The sequence below is a fragment of the Enorma timonensis genome (genome assembly GCF_000321165.1).
In the GTDB taxonomy this organism is placed as follows: Bacteria; Actinomycetota; Coriobacteriia; order Coriobacteriales; family Coriobacteriaceae; genus Enorma.
Genome location: NZ_CAPF01000059.1, coordinates 1 through 5531 on the forward strand (window position 1 = coordinate 1; position 5531 = coordinate 5531).

Below are 5531 nucleotides of genomic sequence, written 5' to 3' on the forward strand. Positions count from 1 at the left end.
CAGGCAGGGCTGGCGCGCGGGCGGCGGGGTGGCACGGGGCGGTGGGTTGGCGCCCGTGGGCGGCCTGGCGGGCGCGCTTGGCGGCGGATGCTACGGGCGGCACGGGACTACGCGGAACGACGGGCTGCGCAGAGCAGAAGGCAGTGGCTCCCGCGGCCACGGACGGATCGCTCGAGCCCCGATACTGTGTGAGATTCGCCGCTCGCCTGGTACAAGCCACTCGCGGCCGAATACGACCTGCGGTTTTCGTGCGCGGATGCGTCGTATACTGAACGTATCGCCAATCCCACACAGTATCGGGACGCGAACGCGATGCAAGAGCCCGGAAAGCACCACACCATGGAAGGTGAGCCCATGAAATCTATGCGTTTGGCCAAGCGCGCGGTCACCGAACCCGGCGCGCTGCGCGAGATCGTCGAAGCATGCCGGACGGTGCGCGTGGGCGCGCTGGACGATGAGGGCATGTTCATCGTGCCCGTGAGCTTCGGCTATGACTGGGAACTCGATGAGGCGGGCGCGCCGCACCTAACGCTCTGGCTGCATTCGGCGGGCGAAGGTCGCAAGGCCGCTGCGTTTACCGCACATGGAGCAGACGGCGTCGAGGTCGCCATCGAGATGGACTGCGAGGACGGCGTCATCACCGGTGATTATGCGTGCGCGTATTCCTTCGCGTATCGCAGCATCATGGGAGCCGGCCGCATCTTCCCGGTCGTGGACCGCGAGGACAAAGCACGTGGCCTCGCGCGCATCATGGCGCACATGGCACCCGACGCGCCGAGCACGTTCCCGGATGCCGCGCTCGACCGTGTAGCGGTCTGGCGCATCGAGATCGATCACTTCACCGGCAAACAGCGACAGCCCAAATGATGGGCGGACGCGCCGGGGGCCGGTAAGTCGAGCCTTGCGCAGCGCTTACTCGCCCTCATGGAACGAGCCAAGATACCGCTCAAGCATCCGCTGCATGTCAGTCATGTCATGCACCATGGCATCGGCTTGCGACTGGTCGATCGCCACGCGCGTCTCCTCATAGGCGATCACCAGGCCGATTCCCGCCGCCTTCGCCGCCGCGATTCCATAGGTTGAATCCTCAAGCGCCATGCAGCGCTCGGGGCGGACCTCGCCGCCCGCCACGCGCGAAAGCTCGGCCAAGGTGTTGAGGTAGATCTGCGGATGCGGCTTGCTCTGGGGAACGTTCTCACCGCTATACACCACATCGAATCGATCCAGGACACCACAGGCCGAAAGGACTTCCTCGATGTGCGCTAAGGCAGACGAGGAGCACACGGCCGTCGCGACGCCGCGCGATCTCAGCGTATCGAGCACGTTGACCGTTTCTGCACGGAAGAGTGCCGCGTAATCAAGCCCGGCGCGCTGAGCTTTGTCGAACTCGATGAATCGCCGATGCGTCTCCCCTTCCGACCACGCGCAATGGGTGAGCTCGCGAAGTCGACGGTCGAGCGCCGCATACGACGCGCCTACCAACGAGGCAAAGCCCGCCTCGTCTGACGGTTCGCCATGTACAGCATTGACCGCGCGCACAAATTCGCATTGAATGCGATGGTCGATCATTTCGGTGTCGACGATAACGCCATCCATATCGAAGATGAAGGCATCGAGCGGAGCGGATACAGGCATGTTCATGAGAGCTCCTCTGGAATCATCCCAGAGGCGACGGTCGATGGGCGGCGCAGACGCGTTCTACGACATGCCGGACTGTCTCGTCCCCCGAGTACGGAACCGAGGGCGGCTGCAGCCCTCGGCGTTGCGCGATCGCGCGCCTCAATCATACCATTCGGCGCCGCGGAGAACGGTCGCGCGCCCCATGCCGATCGATGCTGCGCGAAACGGTCGCATAACTCGAGGGTGGACCGCATATTTGGGATTCACCCTCGAGTTATGCGACGCTTTTGAGGTGAGGCGGCGGCCTTAAACCCGGCCGGGGGTGTACCGCGCCGCACATGAAAAGACCCCGCCGCGGAAGCGACGGGGTCCCATACCGATACGGTTGTGCGGAGATGCTACTCGGCAGCCGTCTCCTCGACGACCACGGTCTCCTCGACGGGAGCAGCCTCCTCAGCGGGAGCGGCCCCCTCGGCAGCGGTGGCCTCCTCGGCCTTCTTGGCGGCCTCGGCAGCGTACTTAGCGGCACGCTTGGCCTTCTCGGCGGCCTTGGCCTCGCGCTCGGCGGCCTTCTTGGCAGCGGCCTCCTCGGCAGCGGCCTGCTTGGCGGCCTTCTTGGCGGCCTCGCGCTCGAGGGCGGCCTTGGCGGCGCCACCGAACTTCTGCTCGAAGCGGCCGACGCGTCCACCGGTGTCGACGAACTTCTGCTGGCCCGTGTAGAACGGGTGGCATTCGTTGCAGAGCTCGACGCGGATCTCGGGAACGGTGGAGCGGGTCACGAACGTGTTGCCGCAGGAGCAGCGGACCGTGCACTCCATGTACTCGGGATGGATTCCAGGTTTCATGCAGGGACTCCTTACCATCGCGTCCTGGTTACCGACCAGGACATAAGGCGCCTTGGTTTCCGACCAAGGCAGAAACAACCGGATTAGAATAGCACACGATCCCCCGCGCTGCCAGCATGCAAAAAGCCTACAGATTTCTGGGGCTCGGCGGGCAGCGACCGCCCCGCCCGGCGGCGCCCCACTGTTACGAAACGGCGCGCAAGATGCAGGCGCCGGGCAATTGGGTATAAAGGAACTCATGCGTCCGCACCGCGACGCGCCCCGCGAGCCCGAGAGAAAGGCCTCACCCATGGCAGAAGTCGCCCAGAACCGCATCGTCATCACCGTCCTCGGCAAGAACCGCCCCGGCATCGTCGCCGCCGTGTCGCGCGTGCTCGGCGAAGAGGGCATCGATATCCGCGACATCACGCAGAGCATCATCGAGGAGATCTTCACCATGACGATGATCGCCGACATGGGCGCCGCCTCGACGTCGTTCGCCGAGCTCCAGGAGCGCCTGAGCGCCGTCGGGCAGGAGATCGGCGTGGACGTGCAGATCCAGCGCGAGGACGTCTTCAACTTCATGTACCGCCTCTAGCGCGGGCACCGGCGCGCGCCGGCCGCACGCACCTCGCGCCGCGCTCCGCGCCACGATCTGAAGGGGCCGCTTATGAGCATGATCGAACTGAATATGAACCGCCCGGGCATCGCCGAGCGCTTGACCGTCAACTTCGCCGAGACCCGTTCCATCACGCCGTCGACGAAGCGCCTGTACGATGGGGCGGCCATGGTGCCCTACAACGAGGCGCTCTTCCGCGAGCACGACGTCAAGCGCGGCCTGCGCAACGCGGACGGGTCCGGCGTGGTGGCCGGCCTCACCCGCATCTCGGACGTGCACGGCTACAACAAGGTCGACGGGGTGCTCGTGCCCGACGAGGGAAAGCTCACCATCTGCGGCTATGATATCGAGGACCTCGTGACCCACGCCCAGGAGGAGCAGCGCTTCGGCTACGAGGAGATCGTCTTTTTGCTGCTCACGGGCGAGCTGCCCCGGCAGGATGAGCTCGACGCCCTGCGCGAGCGCGTCGCGAGCATGCGCATGCTGCCGAAAGGCTATGTGAGTGAGTTCCCCATCTCCACAAAATCCAAGAGCATCATGAACGTGCTCTCGCGCGCCGTGCTGCTGCTCTACGCGTTCGACGAGACGCCGGACGACATCTCGCCCGCGCACGAGGTCGACGTGGCGCTCTCGCTGCTCGCGCGGCTGCCGCGCATCGCCGCCATCGCGCACACCACGCGCCAGGCGGAGCTCGAGGGCAGGCGCGCGCACGTGCCGCGGCCCGTCGACTCCTACTCCATGGCCGAGACCATCCTGCAGATCCTGCGCGAGGGCGACGACTTCACCAACGACGAGGCGATGCTCCTCGACGTCATGCTCATGCTCCATGCCGAGCACGGCGGCGGCAACAACTCCACCTTCGCGTGCCGCGTGCTCTCGAGCTCGGCGACGGACGCCTACTCCGCCTACTCCGCCGCGATCGGCTCGCTCAAGGGGCCGCGGCACGGCGGCGCGAACTCCAAGGTCACCGCCATGCACGCGGACATCCGCGAGCACGTGCGCCGCTGGGACGACGACGGCGAGGTCGCGGGCTACCTCATGAAGATCCTGAACCGCGAGGCCTTCGACGGCTCCGGCCTCATCTACGGCATGGGGCACGCGGTCTACACGCTCTCGGACCCGCGCGCCAAGCTCTGCCGCCGCTACGCCCGCAAGCTCGCCGAGGAGAAGGGGCTGGGCGAGGAGTTCGCGCTCATCGAGCGCATCGAGCGCCTCGCGCCGCAGGTGATGCGCGACGTGCGCGGCACGGACAAGCCCATCTGCGCGAACATCGACCTCTACACCGGCTTCATCTACAACATGCTCGGCGTGCCGGAGGACCTCTACACGCCGCTGTTCGCTGTGGCGCGCATGGCCGGCTGGGCGGCACACCGCATGGAGGAGATCTACGGCGCGAACCGCATCATCCGCCCCGCGTACAATTCCGTCATGACCTACGAGCCCTACGTGCCGCTCGCCGAGCGCGGTTAGAAAGGGTGGCGCATGATCGTATTCTCGGACCTCGACGGCACGTTCCTCACCTCCGATAAACAGGTGAGCGCAGGCAACCTCGCGGCGCTCGACGCGCTCGCGGCCGCGGGCATCCCGTTCGTCCCCTGCACCGGGCGCGCGCTCACCGGCATCGCCCGGCCCATCATCGAGCACCCCGCCGCGCGCTACGCCATCACGTCGAACGGCGCCGCGATCACCGACCTGCGCGCCGGAGCCGTCATGCGCCGCGTCGACCTGGGCCGGGAGCGGGCGCTCGCCTGCTACGAGCTCACGCGCGGGCGCGACGTGACGTTCGACATCTTCGCCGACGGACGCATCTATACACATCGGAGCTGCTACGACCGGCTCGGCGAGTACATCGCTGACCCCACGGTCCTCGCCTCCGTGCGCCGCTCGCGCACGACCTACGACGGCGAGACGGGCGCGTTCCTCGCGGGGCTCGAGCATATCGAGCGCGTCGCCATGTACTGGTACGACGCGCGCGACCGTGACGCCATCCTGGGCGAACTCGCGGGCGCGACCGACCTGAGCGTCGTGCGCTCCGTCGAGAACGACATCGAGATCTCGGATGCGGGCGCCACGAAGGGCCTCGCGCTCGTGTGGCTCTGCGGCGAGCTCGGCATCCCCGTCGAGGAGGCCGTCGCGTTCGGCGACAACATCAACGACACCTCGATGCTCGAGGCGGCGGGGCTGGGCGTGGCGATGGGCAACGCGGAACCCGAGGCGAAGGCCGCCGCCGACGCCATCGCAGCCACCAACAACGAGGACGGCGTCGGCGCCTTCCTGCTGCAGCTGCTCGCCGAGCGGCGGTAGGCGGCGGACGGAGCCGTCTCGCCCCGGTTGACGCCCCGAAATGGCGGGCTAAACCCAGAATGCGCGAAACGAGCGTTTTATAGGCACCCCCGGAAGTAGCGAGGGGTTGCGCGCCAACGGAACCGCAGGTAGCGAGCTCGCTCCTTCGCCGGATACTTGGCGTA

The 5531-nt window shown here is 66.8% G+C and carries 6 protein-coding genes; 4 read left to right on the forward strand and 2 right to left on the reverse strand.

Annotated features, from left to right (window positions below; all coding sequences use genetic code 11):
* Positions 1-354 precede the first annotated feature (354 nt).
* Complete coding sequence (locus tag BN423_RS06800; RefSeq protein WP_071784272.1) at positions 355-867, forward strand: pyridoxamine 5'-phosphate oxidase family protein; 513 nt, start codon at positions 355-357, stop codon at positions 865-867.
* 45 nt (positions 868-912) lie between these two features.
* Here the strand turns inward: BN423_RS06800 and BN423_RS06805 are convergent, their stop codons facing one another.
* Both BN423_RS06805 and rpmE read right to left on the reverse strand, forming a co-directional pair.
* The gene (locus BN423_RS06805) at positions 913-1641 is read right to left on the reverse strand and encodes an HAD family hydrolase (protein ID WP_019239508.1); all 729 of its coding nucleotides are present in this window, start codon (positions 1639-1641) and stop codon (positions 913-915) included.
* A 377-nt stretch (positions 1642-2018) separates the two neighbouring features.
* Positions 2019-2465, reverse strand: coding sequence for a 50S ribosomal protein L31 (rpmE, locus tag BN423_RS06810; protein ID WP_026089031.1), 447 nt, complete (start codon positions 2463-2465; stop codon positions 2019-2021).
* A 289-nt stretch (positions 2466-2754) separates the two neighbouring features.
* Between rpmE and BN423_RS06815 the strand changes: the two genes are divergently transcribed.
* From BN423_RS06815 to BN423_RS06825, 3 genes are all read left to right on the forward strand, one after another.
* Positions 2755-3042, forward strand: coding sequence for an ACT domain-containing protein (locus BN423_RS06815; protein ID WP_026089032.1), 288 nt, complete (start codon positions 2755-2757; stop codon positions 3040-3042).
* Between the two features lie 72 nt (positions 3043-3114).
* Positions 3115-4533 (forward strand): citrate synthase, encoded by a 1419-nt coding sequence (locus BN423_RS06820; RefSeq protein ID WP_019239511.1) that lies wholly within the window; start codon positions 3115-3117, stop codon positions 4531-4533.
* Between the two features lie 12 nt (positions 4534-4545).
* Entirely contained in the window at positions 4546-5367 is an 822-nt protein-coding gene (locus BN423_RS06825; RefSeq protein ID WP_019239512.1) for an HAD hydrolase family protein, read from the forward strand.
* Positions 5368-5531: the final 164 nt, after the last annotated feature.

What these genes read in the sequence shown, in the direction of transcription:
- BN423_RS06800 (WP_071784272.1), top strand. Translation starts at nt 355, where the DNA reads ATGAAATCTATGCGTTTGGCCAAGCGCGCGGTCACCGAACCCGGCGCG.
- BN423_RS06805 (WP_019239508.1), bottom strand. Translation starts at nt 1,641, where the DNA reads ATGAACATGCCTGTATCCGCTCCGCTCGATGCCTTCATCTTCGATATG.
- rpmE (WP_026089031.1), bottom strand. Translation starts at nt 2,465, where the DNA reads ATGAAACCTGGAATCCATCCCGAGTACATGGAGTGCACGGTCCGCTGC.
- BN423_RS06815 (WP_026089032.1), top strand. Translation starts at nt 2,755, where the DNA reads ATGGCAGAAGTCGCCCAGAACCGCATCGTCATCACCGTCCTCGGCAAG.
- BN423_RS06820 (WP_019239511.1), top strand. Translation starts at nt 3,115, where the DNA reads ATGAGCATGATCGAACTGAATATGAACCGCCCGGGCATCGCCGAGCGC.
- BN423_RS06825 (WP_019239512.1), top strand. Translation starts at nt 4,546, where the DNA reads ATGATCGTATTCTCGGACCTCGACGGCACGTTCCTCACCTCCGATAAA.